We start from the raw sequence: 13230 nt of genomic DNA on the forward strand, positions 1-13230 counted from the left end.
CACACTCCATAGAAGGGCACACCATGACGCAACGCCACATCACCATCGTCGGAGCCGGCCAGTCCGGGCTTCAGCTGGGCATCGGACTGCTGGATGCAGGATTCCAGGTGACCACTGTTTCCAACCGCACGCCCGAGGAAATTCACGAAGGCAAGGTTGCCTCCAGCCAATGCATCTTCCACAACGCCTTGGAACACGAGCGGGCGCTTGGCCTTGATTTCTGGCCAGATGCCCCCACGGTGGACGGCATCTCGTTCACCATCCCCCACCCCGAAGTGCCTGGCGAGAAGGTCATTAGCTGGGCCTCCCGCCTGGATAACCACGCCAAGTCCATCGACCAGCGCGTGAAGTTCCCGCGATTCATGGAGGAGTTCACAGCACGCGGCGGCGAACTGGTCTTCGAAGACGCCGGCGTAGCCGAATTGGAGAAGTACACGCAGAACTCCGAGCTGGTGATTGTGGCCGCGGGCAAGGGCGAAATCGCGCAGCTGTTTACCCGCGACGCCGAGCGCAGCGCTTACGACGCCCCACAGCGCGCCTTGGCATTGACCTACGTGAAGGGCCTCAAGCCCCGCGAAGAGTACTCGGCTGTCTCGTTCAATCTCATCCCCGGCGTTGGTGAGTACTTCGTGTTCCCCGCGCTCACCACCACCGGCCCCTGCGAGATCATGGTCTTCGAAGGCGTTCCCGGCGGGCCCATGGACACGTGGAAGGGGCTCACTCCCGAGGAACATCTGGAGAACTCCACGAACATCCTGAAGACCTTCCTACCCTGGGAGGCGGAACGCGCCACGGATGTGGAACTCACCGACCCCAACGGAGTCCTCCAGGGCAGGTTTGCGCCCACCGTCCGCCACCCGGTTGCCACGTTGCCGAGTGGCCGGCAGGTACTTGGACTGGCCGACGTCGTGGTGTTGAACGATCCCATCACGGGGCAGGGCTCCAACAATGCAAGCAAATGCGCGGCGTCCTACCTGGACAGCATCATCCGGCACGGCGAACAGCCGTTCGGCGCTGAGTTCATGCAGGCCACATTCGAGCGCTATTGGGATTACGCACAGCACGTTGCACACTGGACCAATGCCCTCCTGGCCCCGCCGCCGCCCCACGTCCTTGAACTCCTGGGCGCGGCCAACCAGGAGCCGGCCATTGCCCACCGCTTCGCCAACGGGTTCAACCACCCGCCGGAATTCCAGGACTGGTTCATGTACCCGGACAAAGCCGCGGACTACTTGGCAAGCCTCTCTGCCACCAAAGTTTCATAGCACACTCCTGCTAAGAAGGACTCAACCATGCGAAAGATAGCAATTGTCGGTGCCGGCGAATCCGGCGCCCAGTTGGCTTTGGGCCTGCAGCGGGATGGTTACGCAGTGACGCTTCTGTCCGACCGTTCCGCAGCCCAGATCCGCTCGGGCAAAGTCATGTCCAGCCAGTGCATGTTCTCCACAGCCCTGGACGCCGAGGCCCAACTGGGAACGGCGCTCACGGAATTTTATGAGTCCGGATCGGCGCCGGACATCAATTCCATCCGTTTGCGCGTGGACGCTGACCAGCCCATCGAATGGGAAGCGCCCTTGGACGGACCCGCCCGATCCATCGACCAACGGATCAAGAGCGCACTGTGGATCGAGACGTTCGTGGCGGGCGGCGGGGACTTCCGGATCGAAAAAGTCACCACGCGCATGCTCGAAGAGCTCGCCCACGACTACGAGCTGGTCATCGTGAGCACGGGCAAGGGCGAGATCGGCCAGATCTTCCCGAGGGACAAGGCAAAGTCGCCTTTCGATCGTCCGCAGCGCGTCCTGGCACTGAACTACGTCACGTCCTCCAACGGCACCGAAGCCCCCGCCGTCGCCATCCGCATGTCCATGGCACCCGGCGTCGGCGAGTTCTTCACGTTCCCGGGCCTGACCGTCTCGGGTCCCTGCCGCATGATGGTGTTCGAAGGCGTGGTGGGCGGCCCCATGGACCATTGGACCGACGTCGGGAGCCCTGAAGAGCAACTCCAGCGGTCGCTGGAGATCCTGCGCGAGCATTTCCCGCACGAGCTTCAGAATTTCGCCGACGCGGAGCTGACGGACAGCGGCGCGACGCTTCTGGGCCGGATCACGCCGACGGTGAGGTCCGCCGTCGGGGAGCTTGGGAACGGGAAACTCGTATTCGGCCTGGGTGATGCCGTGGTCCTCAACGATCCCCTCACCGGACAAGGTTCAAACAATGCGACGCTTGCCGCCAAGTACTACCTCGATTCGATCGTTCGGCGCGGCCAGCAGCCTTTTGACCGTGCCTGGATGGAGCGCACCTTCGACGAGTTCTGGCGTGGTTGGGGCCAGTGGGCTGTGGAGTGGACCAACGATCTCCTCAAGCCACGGCGGGATCACCAGAAGACACTGCTGAGCGAGGCCGCTGAGCACCCGGCGCTGGCGGCGAGCATTGTGGCCGGCTTTGACGATCCTCGGACGTCGTACCCGTGGTGGTTCGATCCCACCGCGGCCGCCGACTTCATGCAGGCCCGCAAGGAAGACGACACGGCAGCCTTCGACCTCCGGGACTTCAGGGGCGCCTTGGGCCAGTTCGCCACAGGCGTTACCGTGGTGACCACCGTTGCCGCCGACGGCCGAAAGGTGGGCATGACCGCGAATTCCTTCACGTCAGTCTCCATGGAGCCACCGCTGGTGCTCTGGTGCCCCAGCAAGCGCGCGCCCAGCTTGGGTGATTTTGAGGACGCCACGCACTTTGCCATCAACATCCTGGCCAGCGACCAACACGTCCTCTCCCGCCAGTTCGCCACACCCGCCACGGACAAATTCGCTGGGGCGGAGACTACCGAAGGCATCGCCGGGGTCCCTCTGTTGGACGGCGCGGTGGCCACCTTCCAGTGCCGCACGGTCTCGCGGCATGATGCCGGCGATCACGTCATCTATGTGGGTGAAGTAGAGAAATACACCTACGACGGCGGCGCTCCCCTGGTGTTCCACGGCGGCAAGTACCACGCCACTGCCAGCCACCCTGATTTCTGAGCACTCTTGAAAGGAACGGTTATGGACGAATCCTGTGAGGTCGCGATCATTGGCTCGGGAATCAACTCCCTGGTGGCGGCAGCCGAGCTTGCCCTGGACGGAAAGCGCGTGTGCATCATCGAGCGCTCGGACCGGCTGGGTGGGTTCATCGACTCCTCCGAACGGACCTTGCCTGGTTTCATCCACGACACGTTCTCCTCCTGGCATCCGCTGTTTGTGTCCGGCGGCGCCTACGCGGCGCTCGGCAAGGAATTGCATGCCAGGGGCTTGGAATACTGCAATACGTCCAGCGAGGTGACAGCGAGCGTTGCCGCAGATCCGGCCACGGGAGCGCACCGCGTGGTGATCGCGCACCGGGATCCGGCTGAGACCGCGGCAACCTTCAAGGAGCCTGGGGATCAGGCGGCTTACCTGGCCATGTTGGATGACCTCGGCCGTAACGCGGGCACGGTTTTCGGGGCCTTTGGGGCGGAGCTACGATCCTTCCGGGAGGTGGCGAAGATTGCCCTGGGGGCCGCGCGGCGCGGGCGATTCTCGGGCACGGAGGCTTTTGTCCGGGACTCCCTGATGAGCGGCCGCAATTACGTCCGCAGCCGTTTCGAGGGCTGGGAAACAGACCAGCTATGGGCGCCGTGGCTCCTGCACGCCGGGCTGGGGCCAGACCAGGCGACCGGTGGCGTGATGCTCCCGGTGATGGCCATGAGCATGCACGGCTTCGGGCTTCCTGTGGTCAAGGGCGGGGCCTCACAGTTTGTGGCAGCTTTTGAGTCACTGCTGAGGGACAACAGCGTCCGGGTCCTGTTTGATACCGAAGCCGAGGAGATCCTGGTTTCAGGCACAGCGGTCACGGGCGTCCGGACGTCACAGGGCAGTGTTTCGGCCGACACCGTGCTGGCCAACGTCTCCCCGCAGGCCCTTTACACGTCATTGCTTCACGAGCCCCCGGCCGCGGCTGCCCGGGCCGCCGAAAAGTACCAGAACGGCCGCGGAGCCATGCAGATCCACTTGGCCTTGGACAAGCCCGTTGAGTGGCTCGATCCCCGGCTCAACACCGTGCCGCTGGTGCACCTCAGCAACGGTTCGGACAGCACGGGAATTGCCTGCGCCCAGGCCGAAGCGGGACTGCTGCCGGCCGAACCAACGGTAGTGGTGGGCCAGCAGTGCGTGCTGGATCCATCCCGGGCACCGAAGGGCAAGGCCACCCTGTGGTTGCAATTGCAGGAAGTGCCGTTCACCCCGGTGGGCGACGCTTCCGGAGAGCTCGATGTCCGCGCCGGTTGGACCGAAGATCTGAAACAGGCCTACCTGGACCGGGTTCTTGCACGGTTGGAGCAGTTCGCCCCGGGCACACGGGCCGCTGTCCTGGCATCGGACGTGATCGCACCGACGGATCTGGCTGCCGCCAACCTCAACGCTGTGAACGGTGACCCTTACGGCGGTTCGGCGGAACTCTTCCAGAACCTCCTCTGGCGGCCCTTCCCGGAGGCCGCAGGTCACCAAACCGCCGTCAAGGGGCTCTGGCACATCGGCGCTTCAACCCACCCTGGTCCGGGTCTCTCAGGCGGTTCGGGACACCTCGTGGCACAGAAATTGACCGCGAAGCCTTCACGATTTTCCCGCATTCAAGCAGCACTGAAACCAAGCAAGCGATAGGAGAACAATGTCTGTTCTGGCCGGGCTCACTACAGCCCTTTCGAGTGGTTCGGTGGAGATCATCGACCTCACCACACCGCTCAGTTCCGAAACCCCCATCCTGAACCTGCCGCAGCCGTTCGCGAACACGGTGGGTTTGTCCGTCTCGCCGGTGAGCAATTTCGACGACGCCGGACCGGCCTGGGCGTGGAACGATGTCACCGTGGGAGAGCACGCCGGGACGCACCTGGATGCTCCGGTCCACTGGATTACGGGCAAGGACGGCAAATCCGTGGACCAGATCGAACCACACCGCCTGGTGGGCCCTATCGCGGTGATCGACAAGACCACCGAGGTCTCCGCGGACCCTGACTTCCTCCTGGAACCGGAGCACTTTGAGCAATGGCAGGAAGAGCACGGCGCGTTCCCGGAGAACTGCTGGGTGATCTTCCGGACCGGCTGGGCGGCCCGTGGCACTGACGCCGCGGCTTTCGTCAACGCTGACGACGCCGGACCGCACACTCCCGGTGTCTCTGCGGCGGGTGCCAAGTGGCTCGCCGGAAACGCTTCGATCAGCGGCTTCGGCGTGGAAACCGTGGGCATCGACGCAGGCCAGGCAGGCGGCCTGGATCCGATGTTTCCGGTCCACTCGTTCCTTCTCGGCGCGGACAAGTACGGCGTCACGTCGCTCCGGAACGTGGACCGGCTCCCCGTCACGGGTGCGACGTTGGTGGTTGCTCCGTTGCCGATCGTTGGCGGTACGGGCAGCCCCAGCCGCGTGTACGCGCTGGTGGAAAAGGCAACGGTGGAGACGGCATGAGCGGGCAGGTTCGGGTTTCCGCGCTGGTCGGCAGGACCTTGGCGAAGCTCGGTGTCGGACACGTTTTCGGGGTGGTGGGCTCCGGAAACTTCGATGTCACCGGAACGCTCATGGCCGAAGGCATCCCGTTCACGGCCACCCGGCATGAGGGCGGCGCGGCGACCATGGCCGACGCGTACACCCGGATGTCAGGCAAGGTCGGGGTGGTCACCACCCACCAGGGCTGTGGGTTAAGCAATGCCATCACCGGGATCGGTGAGGCAGCGAAGAGCCGCACACCCATGATCGTGCTCACCGCCGACACCCAGGCCGCGGCGATACGGTCCAACTTCAAGATCGACCAAGACGCCCTGGCCCGCAGCGTAGGAGCGGTGGCTGAACGGATCCACTCCCCGGCCACGGCGGTCGCTGACACTGTCAGGGCTTTCCGGACGGCTGTGAACGAGCGCCGCACGGTGGTTCTGAGCTTGCCGTTGGACGTCCAAAGTGGAGCCGCCACCGACGAGGTGAGTGCCGTCGTCGTGCCTCAACCGCTCAAGGTGCGCCCGGACGCTGCCGCCGTGGAGCAACTGGCCGCATTGATAGCGAAAGCTGAACGTCCCGTGTTCGTTGCCGGACGCGGAGGGCGCGGCGCCCGGGATCAGATCCTCGCACTGGCGCAGCATTCCGGTGCCCTGGTGGCGACGTCCGCAGTGGCGAGCGGGCTATTCAACGGCGACTCCCACAACCTCGGTATCTCCGGAGGATTTTCCTCGCCTGCCACGGCGGAGTTCATCAGCGGCGCCGACCTGATAGTGGGGTGGGGCTGCGCGCTGAACATGTGGACCATGCGGCACGGACGGCTGATTTCCGCCGGCACCAATGTGGTGCAGATCGACGTCGAAGATGCCGCCCTGGGTGCCAACCGGCCCATCACGCTGGGTGTGCTGGGAGACTCAGCGCTCACCGCTGGGGATGCTTTGGCGGCGCTGCGCTCGATGCAGCCAGAGCCTGCGGAGAAGTACCGCACCGAGGCCAACGCCCTGACCATCAAGCAGGGTTCACGGTGGCGGGATGTGGAGACCGAAGACCTGTCCACCGCCACAGCCATCGACCCACGCGTCCTCACCCGCGAACTCGACACCCTGCTCCCTGCCGAGCGGATCGTCGCGGTCGATTCGGGCAACTTCATGGGCTACCCCAGCCAGTACCTTGCCGTTCCGGACGAGTTCGGTTTCTGCTTCACCCAAGCATTCCAAGCCATCGGGCTGGGCCTTTACACGGCCATCGGAGCTGCCCTGGCCCAACCACACCGCCTGCCGGTACTGGGCGCCGGCGACGGTGGATTCCTCATGGGCATCAGCGAGCTGGAGACCGCGGCGAGACTGAAACTGCCCCTGGTCTGCATCGTCTATAACGACGCCGCCTACGGCGCGGAAGTCCACCACTTCGCTTCGGAGCACACAGAAGCAGAGCTGTCCAGCGTGGTGTTCCCCGACACCGACATCGCCGCCATCGCCCGCGGGTTCGGCGCCGAAGGCATCACCGTCCGGACAGTAGCCGACCTGGACGCCGTCCGCCCGTGGATAGCTGCTTACGAAGCCGGGACGCAGGACCGGCCGCTGGTCATCGATGCCAAGATCGCCTCCGACGGCGGTTCCTGGTGGCTGGCCGAGGCCTTCCAGGGCCACTAAGGGGAAAGCGCGGCGCTACGTGGGTGGCGCCGTGCTCCCCCGGACCACCAGCTCCGTGGCGACCTCCAGGGCCGTAGAGGAACCCACCGCCTGCTGCTCGATCTGCTCCGTCAACATGCCTACGGCCATCGACGCCAGCTGCGCCAGCGGCTGGCGGACAGTGGTCAGCGGCGGAGACGTAAGTGCCGCCTGGGCGATGTCATCGAATCCCACCACGCTCAGGTCTACAGGAATCTTCAATGAGCGCTGAGCTGCCGCGTTCATGACGCCCAACGCCTGCAGATCACTACCCGTGAAGATTGCCGTGGGACGCTCCGGCAAGTCCAGAAGCTCTCCGCCGAGCCGAAGCCCGGACTCGATACTGAAGTCGCCATCGCGCACGAATTCGGGAAGAACCGGCAGTCCTGCTTCGTGAAGGGCAGCTGCGTAGGCGGCGTAACGGGCGCGCCCGTGTCCCGGGCTGTGAACGCGGCCAGTGATGATGCCAATACGCTGATGCCCCAGTTCCAACAGATGGGACACCGCCCGCAAGGCCCCGGAAAACGACGCCGGGCTGACGCTGGGAATCTGAAGACCTTCGGACCCCTCGGGATCGATGGCCACCGCAGGAATGTTCAGCGTCCGCGCCTGACGGACCAGTTGGGAGCCTTGCCGGGGGGCCAGGAGCATCACGCCATCAAGACGGTTCGTGGAGGGCTCACGCAACCTCTGCCAATTCTCGGCAGTGGCGTTTTCGGCCCGCGTATAGGCGACGGTGTAACCCAGGCGCGCCGCCGCCGCTTCCACTCCCTCCATGGTTTCCAAGACCCACGGCGAATCGAAGTTGTTGACCACCAATTGCAGCAATCCGGGCTCGGTAGGCGGGTTCCGCTTGGTGTAGTCGAGCTCCTCCAGCACCTGCTGAACACGGGCTCGCGTTGCCTCGGAGACGTGGGAACGGCCGTTCAAGACCTTGGAAACGGTGGGCACTGAAACGCCCGCAGCGGCAGCCACGTCTGCGATCTTGGGGCGCGGAGTGGCGGTCAATGGAACGGTCCTTGAACTCATGAAGAAACGGGAGTGGCAATGCGCGGGACCGTTGCCCGGCGGACCGGCGCAGTTTCCACCCGCACGGGTCCAACGATAACATTGCCGCGTTCGCTCGAACCCAAGGGCGACGCAGCGAAAATCCCCAGCTCAGCGCCGATCCACCGGCCCTCCACAACGTCGAAATCCCAGATGGGAATCTGCCACGGATCCGCGGGACCAACACGCCATGCGAAGGTGGCCCGTGGGGTCTCGTCTGTTCGGATCTGGAGCTCAATGCGCGGCCCCGGAAGGGGAACAGCCCGCGCTACCGGCTGCTCGTGCGGACCTTCACTGCCAACACCGCTACCCAGCACGTAGCCGTCCTGGGTGCGCACGATCCCCAGCCAGGCGTATCGCTGGCCAAGAATCACGACGCCGGCCCTGGTACCTGCGGGCACGTCGTCCAGTTCCAGTGTGGTGGTGAAGGTGGACGGTTCACCGGGCAGAATCTGGCCCAGGACGTTGGGCAACTCGCGAAGGTTGATGGGATCGTTGGCTTGCGGACGAAGCAGCAGGTGGCCTCCTCCACAGGTGGACAACCACTCGTCGCGGGGGTTGGCCTGCCAGTGCCACTGCGGGCCGAGGCCGGGGGAAGTGAAGTTGTCGCTGGCGGGCGGACCAACATCAACGGGCGACGTACCGCGGGGATAAGGGTGGCTCAAGACGGGGGTCCCCGGTCCGCCGTCGTCCGCTGGTTTGCCCATCCAGGGCCAGCCGTCTTCCCTCCAACCCATGGGTTGGAGGTGGACGACGCGACCATAGGGCCCGCGATCCTGGAAATGCAGGAACCAGTCTTCGCCTTCGGGAGTAGTGACCCAAGCGCCTTGATGTGGACCGTTCACCGGCGAATCCCCTTGTTCCAGGACGCGCCTTTCCTCGTAGGGTCCGAACGGAGACCGAGAGCGGAAGACCGACTGCCATCCGGTGGCGACGCCGCCCGCTGGCGCGAAAATCCAGTACCAGCCGTCGCGTTTATAGAATTTGGGCCCCTCCAAGGTTGTGAAGCCTGGCAGCTCTTCGCCGTTGATGATGTGGGTTCCGTGATCCAGGAGCCGCGACGCATCGGGACTCATCCGGTGCACGGTGAGCCGGTTCTTGACGCCGATCCTGCTCTTGGCCCAGCCGTGGACCAGGAACGCCGTACCGTCCTCGTCCCACAAGGGGCAAGGGTCTATGAGGCCGCGACCGGCATAGAGAAGGTGCGGGCTGCTCCACGGACCTTCTGCCTTCTCCGCACTGAGAACGAAGATCCCGTGGTCCGGGTCCGGATAGAAGATCCAAAATTTGCCGTCGTGGTGGCGCAGCGCCGGCGCCCACACTCCGCTTCCATGCCGCACCAATGAATAGTGCCCTGATTGCGGGAGTTCCTGCAGCGCATGGCCGGCATGTTCCCAGTCAACGAGGTTCTGCGACTTCAATACCGGGAGGCCGGGAACCCTGTTGAAGCTCGAGGCGATGAGGTAGTAGGTGCCGTCGACCTGGACCGCATCGGGATCCGGCCAATCGCCGTTGAGGATGGGGTTGATGTAGACGGGGATGCGGTGTCGATTTCCCATGGTTGTCATGATGTCCTGTCGGGAGAGCTGCTGAAGTGGTGAAGAAGGAGTTCCTCGACGTGCTGCCTGCTGGTTATGTGGCCGTCGTGGACCACTGCGTGCAGGCTGAGCTTGAGGGGATTGTTCCGGTCCGCCGTGGCCGGCTTGTCCCATGCGGCGGAAGGTCCTGCGCCCAGGTAGCCTTCCGTACGGACGAACCACGGCCGCAGTTCGATGGTGTCCTGAGCGAGGATGACGGTGACCCGTTTACCCTTTTGCCGGGTCCCGACCATGAGCCAAGGGGACCTGGAACCATGGGCTGCATCCGTCCCGGCGCCTTCTGAACACAAGAGACTCACGGGTGCATCGCCAGACGGAAAGCGCCAGAAAATGCCTCCGTAGCCTGCCCCCACGCGCCCTTTGACAGCCGACGACGACACGGACAACCGCTCCACGCCACCGGCCGGGCGGAGCACTGAATCAAAGGAAAGGCTCCAGCTGTGGTCGGCTGGATGGCTTAGGTACGTGTAGCTCCGTTGCTCGGAAGCCAACTGGTGCCCGTTCCTGTCCAACCACGTCACCGTTCCTTCTCCCCGCCCTTCCCGGTCGCGCCATTCCGAAAGCACCTGGCGGCCGTGATTGGGAAGGACTGCCGGGCCACTCTCGGTGAACGTGGACCCGCCCCAGAAGTTGGTTCCATTCAGGTCCGAGAAAGCAAGCGACAGCCCGAGGTGATGTGGGTGGTCGGCTGGACCGGCCTCCGTGAGGGGCACTCCGGCCAGACTTCGAATGGGGTGAAGATATGGCCTGGGAGCCAGTGTCGCCACCAGATCGCTTCCGGCGTTCACTTGCAGCACGGTTGCGCCGCGGAGTTGGAAACCTCCCATTCGACCTCCTCGTGATGGGTTCTGTTGCGTGGGGTTCAGCATAAACATGACGGAAAGAAGTCGGCAAGTCTTAAAGAAAGTTTCTTGAAGATATTTCGCACATGTGGATCCGAATGTGTTGACAGTCACAGTCATTCGTTGCTAGAAATCGTTTACTCGATGTTTTTTAGCTCTCACACAGCCACCCTCGGGGGCCTCATGCCTCCAATGCTTCCTATTTCCACTCAGAAAGTTTCTGCCTGAATCCGCCGTGGACCTCTATCTGGTCCATGGCCCAGGCATCAGAAAGGCGTCATTCAATGAAGAAGACAACAACCACTCACATCCCGCGCAGGACTGTCCTGGGTGCCGCTGTAGTCGCGGCGGGGCTGGCCCTTAGCGCCTGCGGAGGAGGTGGCACAACCCCCTCCGGGAGCAGCGGCTCCGTTGAACTGAACTTCGTCTTCTGGGGCGATGCCAACCGGGCCAAGATGACTGAAGCAGCGCTGCGGATCTTCGAGAAGAAGAACCCGGGTATCACCGTGAAGACCGAATACCAGGACAGCGGCCCCTACGCGGACAAACTTGCCACCCGCTTCGCCGGCGGCAACCCTCCGGACGTCCTGGCCATGGCCAACCGCAGCCTCTTGGAGTATGCGCAACGCGGCACCCTGGCCGATCTGAAGTCCTTTTCAGAGCTGAACCTGGACAAAGTCCCGGAATCTACCCTGAGCCGGGGTGAGGTTGACGGCAAGCTGTACGGCCTCGCCACCGGAGTAACCACTATCGGCATGGTGGTGAACAAGACCATCACGGACCAGGCCGGCGTCACCATCCCGGATGACAAGACCTGGAGCTGGGACGACTACGCCAAGTTCGCCACCGAAGTTACCCAGAAAACCGGAGGCAAGGTCTACGGCGCCGGTTACGACGTCGCCACGGAAACCGGCCCCATCCTGCTGGCCCGCCAACGAGGCGAAGATTTCTACACCAAGGACAACAAGCTCGGCGTCAGCGAAAAGACCATCGAGGACTGGTTCCAGTACAGCGTGGATCTTCGAAAGTCCGGCGGATACCCTCCAGCCGGCTTCTTCGAGCAAATCGGGGGATCCCCGGCACAGTCCTATCTGGCAAAGGGAACGGTTGCTTCCCAAATCATCCCCATCAACAACTTCCGCGGCTACAACGAGGCTGTGGAGGGAGAAGTCGTCCTGCTGCGCATTCCAGGCGAAACCACCGACGAGCGCCGCGGCTACTCCGCGGATCCCACCATGCTGTGGTCCATCGCCGCGAAGTCAAAGCATCCCAAGGAAGCCGCCAAGTTGGTGGACTTCCTGACGAACGATGCTGACGGTGCTGCAGAAGTCCTCACGCAACGCGGGGTCCCGATCAACCCGGAGGTAGCCGCCGCCATTACGCCCAAGCTGAGCGCTGACGACAAGACGTTCGTGGACATGATGGCCGCCATCCAGGAAGACGATCTGCCACCTGCCTACGTGTATCCGAAGGGCGCAAGCGTCGTAGCGGACACCCTCAAGCAGCTCACTACTGAAGTGGAGTTCGGCCGCGTGAGTCCTGCCGATGCAGCGAAGACCTTCATGGAGAAGAGCAATGCAGCAATCAACAAATAGGCCCGGAACTATTCGCGAGGGAGTCGTGTCGCTATGTCGGTTCTGACCAAACAACCACCCGACGCCGCACCGGCGGCGGCCGCAGCGGGCGGCAAGCCGCGCATCCGCCCTTCCCGGCGCAAGAAGCAACGCTCAGGGTACCTCTTCCTGCTTCCCTGGTTTCTGGGGATGTTGTTTACCGTCATCCCGTTCTTTGCCTCGCTGTACCTCGCCTTTACGGACTACAACCTCTTCACCGAGCCGAACTTTGTGGGGCTGGCGAACTTCCAGGCGATGTTCGAGGATCCCAGGCTTCTCCAGTCGCTGAAGGTCACGTTCATCTACACCTTCGTGTCGGTGCCCATTTCCCTCGCTGTTGCCCTGCTGGTTGCTTTGGTGCTGAACCGGGGACTGCAGGGTCTTTCGATCTACCGCTCCGTTTACTACCTGCCGTCCCTCCTGGGCGGGAGCGTCGCAATCGTGATGCTGTGGCGCTACATCTTCGGCAATGATGGCATCGTCAACGGGTTCCTGGGATTGTTCGGAATCCAGGGTCCGGCGTGGGTGACCGACCCCCAGTTCTCGCTGAGCACCCTCATTGTGCTGAACGTGTGGACCTTCGGTTCCCCCATGGTGATCTTCCTTGCAGGCCTCCGGCAGGTCCCGGGGATGTACTACGAAGCTGCCTCGATTGATGGTGCATCAAGGTGGCGGCAATTCCGCAGCATCACCCTGCCCCTGATCAGCCCCATCATCTTCTTCAACCTCATCATGCAGCTCATTGGTTCCTTCCAGACCTTCACCCAGGGCTATGTGATGAGTGGAGGGACGGGTGGTCCGGCGGATTCCACGCTGTTCTACAACCTGTACCTGTACCAGAAGGGCTTCACCGAGTTCGAGATGGGGTATGCCTCGGCCATGGCCTGGCTGCTGTTGATGATCATCGCGATTTTCACCGCCATCAATTTCATCGCATCCAAGTTCTGGGTCTTCTACGACAATTAAG

Annotated in this window: 10 protein-coding genes; 7 read left to right on the forward strand and 3 right to left on the reverse strand. The window is 63.3% G+C overall.

Annotated elements, in window-relative coordinates; translation table 11 throughout:
• Positions 1-23 precede the first annotated feature (23 nt).
• Genes ACR30Z_RS10475 through ACR30Z_RS10495 form a run of 5 tightly spaced genes read left to right on the forward strand, consistent with a single transcriptional unit; the run spans position 24 to position 7145 of the window.
• Positions 24-1265, forward strand: coding sequence for a styrene monooxygenase/indole monooxygenase family protein (locus ACR30Z_RS10475; RefSeq protein WP_434372493.1), 1242 nt, complete (start codon positions 24-26; stop codon positions 1263-1265).
• A gap of 27 nt (positions 1266-1292) precedes the next feature.
• Positions 1293-3020: a flavin reductase gene (locus ACR30Z_RS10480; protein ID WP_434372494.1), complete on the forward strand. Its 1728-nt coding sequence runs from the start codon at positions 1293-1295 to the stop codon at positions 3018-3020.
• Positions 3021-3041: 21 nt separating this feature from the next.
• Positions 3042-4673, forward strand: coding sequence for a phytoene desaturase family protein (locus tag ACR30Z_RS10485; protein WP_434372495.1), 1632 nt, complete (start codon positions 3042-3044; stop codon positions 4671-4673).
• A 7-nt stretch (positions 4674-4680) separates the two neighbouring features.
• Positions 4681-5472 carry a cyclase family protein gene (locus ACR30Z_RS10490; protein ID WP_434372496.1) on the forward strand — a complete coding sequence of 264 codons (792 nt, stop codon included), beginning with the start codon at positions 4681-4683 and terminating at the stop codon, positions 5470-5472.
• A complete protein-coding gene (locus ACR30Z_RS10495) occupies positions 5469-7145 on the forward strand; it encodes a thiamine pyrophosphate-binding protein (protein WP_434372497.1) in 1677 nt (558 codons plus the stop codon). Before ACR30Z_RS10490 ends, ACR30Z_RS10495 begins: the two co-directional genes overlap by 4 nt.
• Positions 7146-7160: 15 nt before the next feature.
• Here the strand turns inward: ACR30Z_RS10495 and ACR30Z_RS10500 are convergent, their stop codons facing one another.
• Genes ACR30Z_RS10500 through ACR30Z_RS10510 form a run of 3 tightly spaced genes read right to left on the reverse strand, consistent with a single transcriptional unit; the run spans position 7161 to position 10635 of the window.
• Complete coding sequence (locus tag ACR30Z_RS10500; protein WP_434372498.1) at positions 7161-8171, reverse strand: LacI family DNA-binding transcriptional regulator; 1011 nt, start codon at positions 8169-8171, stop codon at positions 7161-7163.
• Between the two features lie 17 nt (positions 8172-8188).
• On the reverse strand, positions 8189-9769 hold the full coding sequence (locus ACR30Z_RS10505) for a glycoside hydrolase family 43 protein (RefSeq protein WP_144652631.1): 1581 nt from the start codon (positions 9767-9769) through the stop codon (positions 8189-8191).
• Positions 9770-9774: 5 nt separating this feature from the next.
• Positions 9775-10635, reverse strand: coding sequence for a PmoA family protein (locus ACR30Z_RS10510; RefSeq protein WP_434372499.1), 861 nt, complete (start codon positions 10633-10635; stop codon positions 9775-9777).
• 299 nt (positions 10636-10934) lie between these two features.
• Between ACR30Z_RS10510 and ACR30Z_RS10515 the strand changes: the two genes are divergently transcribed.
• Entirely contained in the window at positions 10935-12245 is a 1311-nt protein-coding gene (locus ACR30Z_RS10515) for an ABC transporter substrate-binding protein (protein WP_434372500.1), read from the forward strand.
• Positions 12246-12278: 33 nt separating this feature from the next.
• Positions 12279-13229 (forward strand): carbohydrate ABC transporter permease, encoded by a 951-nt coding sequence (locus tag ACR30Z_RS10520; protein ID WP_434372501.1) that lies wholly within the window; start codon positions 12279-12281, stop codon positions 13227-13229.
• Position 13230: the final 1 nt, after the last annotated feature.

This window comes from Paenarthrobacter sp. FR1 (assembly GCF_051106045.1).
Lineage (GTDB): Bacteria > Actinomycetota > Actinomycetes > Actinomycetales > Micrococcaceae > Arthrobacter > Arthrobacter nitroguajacolicus_A.

Excerpts from the sequence above, each read along its gene's own strand:
- ACR30Z_RS10510 (WP_434372499.1), bottom strand. The coding sequence starts at position 10,635 with ATGGGAGGTTTCCAACTCCGCGGCGCAACCGTGCTGCAAGTGAACGCC.
- ACR30Z_RS10490 (WP_434372496.1), top strand. The coding sequence starts at position 4,681 with ATGTCTGTTCTGGCCGGGCTCACTACAGCCCTTTCGAGTGGTTCGGTG.
- ACR30Z_RS10495 (WP_434372497.1), top strand. The coding sequence starts at position 5,469 with ATGAGCGGGCAGGTTCGGGTTTCCGCGCTGGTCGGCAGGACCTTGGCG.
- ACR30Z_RS10515 (WP_434372500.1), top strand. The coding sequence starts at position 10,935 with ATGAAGAAGACAACAACCACTCACATCCCGCGCAGGACTGTCCTGGGT.
- ACR30Z_RS10505 (WP_144652631.1), bottom strand. The coding sequence starts at position 9,769 with ATGGGAAATCGACACCGCATCCCCGTCTACATCAACCCCATCCTCAAC.
- ACR30Z_RS10475 (WP_434372493.1), top strand. The coding sequence starts at position 24 with ATGACGCAACGCCACATCACCATCGTCGGAGCCGGCCAGTCCGGGCTT.
- ACR30Z_RS10520 (WP_434372501.1), top strand. The coding sequence starts at position 12,279 with ATGTCGGTTCTGACCAAACAACCACCCGACGCCGCACCGGCGGCGGCC.
- ACR30Z_RS10480 (WP_434372494.1), top strand. The coding sequence starts at position 1,293 with ATGCGAAAGATAGCAATTGTCGGTGCCGGCGAATCCGGCGCCCAGTTG.
- ACR30Z_RS10485 (WP_434372495.1), top strand. The coding sequence starts at position 3,042 with ATGGACGAATCCTGTGAGGTCGCGATCATTGGCTCGGGAATCAACTCC.